This is a genomic window from Spirillospora sp. NPDC049652 (assembly GCF_040675125.1).
GTDB lineage: Bacteria > Actinomycetota > Actinomycetes > Streptosporangiales > Streptosporangiaceae > Spirillospora.
In genome coordinates, this window is the sequence record NZ_JBFAOF010000907.1 from 1 (window position 1) to 2,870 (window position 2,870).

General features: G+C 73.9%; 3 protein-coding genes. 1 reads left to right on the forward strand and 2 read right to left on the reverse strand.

The genetic code is table 11. The features are described 5' to 3' along the window. A partial coding sequence (locus AB0J52_RS34680) for a helix-turn-helix transcriptional regulator (protein ID WP_500187128.1) occupies positions 1-644 on the forward strand: 644 nt, incomplete at its 5' end. A 19-nt stretch (positions 645-663) separates the two neighbouring features. Here the strand turns inward: AB0J52_RS34680 and AB0J52_RS34685 are convergent. Together AB0J52_RS34685 and AB0J52_RS34690 are read right to left on the reverse strand one after the other, a co-directional pair. Then, on the reverse strand, positions 664-1,296 hold the full coding sequence (locus AB0J52_RS34685; RefSeq protein WP_500187130.1) for a formylglycine-generating enzyme family protein: 633 nt from the start codon (positions 1,294-1,296) through the stop codon (positions 664-666). Positions 1,297-1,342: 46 nt separating this feature from the next. Further along, a partial coding sequence (locus AB0J52_RS34690) for a DUF7927 domain-containing protein (protein ID WP_500187129.1) occupies positions 1,343-2,870 on the reverse strand: 1,528 nt, incomplete at its 5' end.

The following is a 2,870-nucleotide window of genomic DNA, read 5'->3' on the forward strand; positions in this document are numbered from 1 at the left end:
AGCGGCTGCGGCACCGGGTCTCGGAGCTCGGGGACGTGGTCGACGTCCCGCTGCCCGAGCCGGACGCGCCGAGCGTCGATCCGGGCGTCCTGTCGGTGATCGCGGGGGCCGCGGCCGCCGGGGAACGGCTCCGGTTCCTGTTCCGGGACGAGCGGCGCGTGGTGGAGCCGTACCGGCTCGTCCCGGTGCGGCGGCGCTGGTACCTGGTGGCCCACGACGACCGGCGGGGCGACTGGCGGGTGTTCCGGGTCGACCGGATCTCCGAGCCCGCGCGGACCGGGCAGCGCTGTGCGGCCCGGGAGGTTCCGGGCGGGGACGCGGCGGCATTCGTCCTGGAGAAGCTGTACTCGGTCGTCCCGACGCACGAGGTGGACGCGACGCTGCACATGCCCGCCGCCGACGCCGTCCGGGCGCTGCGCACCGGGCCGGACGAGATCACGCCGATCGACGCGTCCAGCTGCCGGTTGCGGGGCCGCGCCGACACGATCCCGTGGCTGGCGAGCCGGCTGCTGATGCTCGGCTGCCGGTTCGAGGTGCACGCCCCGCCCGAACTGGCCGACCACCTGCGCGACCTGGCCGTCCGCGCCGCCGAAGCGGCCGGAGCGGTCGGAACGGCCGAAGCCGGTCCGGGCCGCCGCGCTTGAACGTCTGGCTCTCGGCCGATCAGCGGGCGAGGCGGAAGCCGACGTCGTCCACGCGGTAGGTGGGGTGGCTGCGTCGGCGGGCGGAGGCGCGGCAGCTCCAGTGCTCGTCGAACCATCCACCGCCGCGCAGGACGCGGTAGGCGCCGTAGACCTCGGGGTCGTAGAGGTCCCAGCACCAGTTCCAGACGTTCCCGAGCATGTCGTGGAGGCCCCACGCGTTGGGAAGCCGGGTGCCGACCTCGTGGGGGCGGTCGCCGGAGTTCTCCCGGTACCAGGCGATGTCGTCCAGCGGGGCGTAGTGCGGGCCCGTCGTGCCCGCGCGGCACGCGTACTCCCATTCGGCCTCGGTCGGGAGCCGGTACCCGCCGGCGGAGGCGTCCCATGCGACGTCGTCACCGTCGACGCGGTAGGCGGGCTGGAGGCCGTCCTGCTCGGACAGCGCGTTGCAGAAGGCGACCGCGTCCCACCAGGAGACGTTCTCGACCGGGAGCAGGTCGCCGGACGCGGCGCTCGGACGGCTGCCCGTGACCCGGGCGTAGAGCTCCTGGGTCACGGGCAGCGCCGCGATCTGGAAGGCGGCCACCTCGACCGGCCAGCGGCGTTCGGTCCGCCGGTCGGAGAGGGTCACCGTGCCCGCCGGGATGTCGATCATCACGTGGCGATCGTAGGCCCGGCGGGCGGGCGGTCCGCCGCCTCCGCTACTTCATCGGACCGCGCGGCAGGACGCGCGTTACCGTCCTGCACTGGTCCCCGCAGTGCCGGACCTGGGACGAGCAGACCTCGTTCCGGATGCGGGTCCCGGGTCTCGTCCCGCGTTTGACCGTCACCGAGAACCTGACGGTCGCCTTCTCGCCGCGGCGCAGCGGGCCGCGCCACTTCAGGACGCCCTTGTCGAACCTCAGCTCCCCGCTGCTCGCCCGCGCGTTCCCGTCGTAGCGGGCGAAGCGCAGCAGCTTGCGCAGGTCGTCGGTGAAGTACGCCGGGTCGCGCGGGCCGAAGTGGCCCCGTCCGACGTTCCGCGCGGTGATCGTGTAGTGGATGCGCTGCCCGGGCCTGACGGCGGCCGGATCGGCGTCCTTCGACAGGACCAGCTTCGGCTTCTTGCCGGGCGGGGGCGGCGGAGGCGGCGGCGGGGGCGGGGGCTCCGGCGACCGCCCGGTCTCCACGACCAGGTTGCGGATCAGGTGCACGTCGGTGAACAGCCCGGTGGACGCCCCGAACCCGAACCGGTAGCTCTCCGGCACCGGGGTCGGCGCGTCGAAGTCGAGGACCCGCTGGAACCCCGCGCCGTCGTTGAAGTCGATGTCGACCGACATCCTGGGGTCGGGCGCCGGTGTGATCTCGATCCGGACGGTCCGCCTGCTCGGCGCGAGGAGCGCGTCGGCCTCGGCGGGCGAGACGTCTGGCGGCAGGGACATGTTCGGTCCCTGCAGCCGGCCGGGCAGGGTGGACGGCCACGGACCGACGCTGCTCTGGTTGGACGTCGTGGCGGCCAGCCAGCAGTACCCCTGCGTGCCGTTCCCCGGCCCGCGCACCGTCACCATGTTCTCGCCGGGAGCCGGCACGTAGAAGGCGGTCCCCGAGGGGGAGCGCTGTGCGCATCCGTCGCCGCGGTGCTCCCAGTCGCCGAAGAAGTTGCCCAGGACGTCCAGGCCGACGCCGACGTAGCCGTGCCCGACACCGGGCAGGAACTGCTGGGCGGGGTCGTTGTCCGGCCACTTCTGGGCGTAGCCGAGGCTGCCGCCGAACGGCCCCGGGTTGGACAGCGGGTACGTCCCGTCGGTGAGGAAGAACGAGATGCCGTCGGCGGGGACGGCGGTGGTCGTGGCGTACTGCCACTGCTCGAAGGTGACCCGCAGGCCGTCCGCGGCCGGGATCGGCGAGTCGAACAGCACCGACCCCTCACGGTCGTTGCCGGTGTCGGTGAGCTGCAGGAACCCGTACGGCGCGGCGTTTCCCGGCGGCACCCCCGGGCCGATGACATCGGAGCATCCGCCGAGCGGATGGTGCAGCCCGGAAGGCGGCGATGTCCTCGGGGCGCCGGTCAGGCAGGCCGACTCGTACGCGTGGAAGCGCGGGTCGGCGGTCGCTCCCCGGAAGTCCTCCCGGAGGAACTCCTGGTAGTCCTGGGCGGCCGCGCGCGAGGCCGCGCTTCCTGTTCGGGATCTCTGGGACGGTGGTCCGCCCGGTTCGGCTACGGCGGCGGCGGGCCGGTCAGGCTCTGGC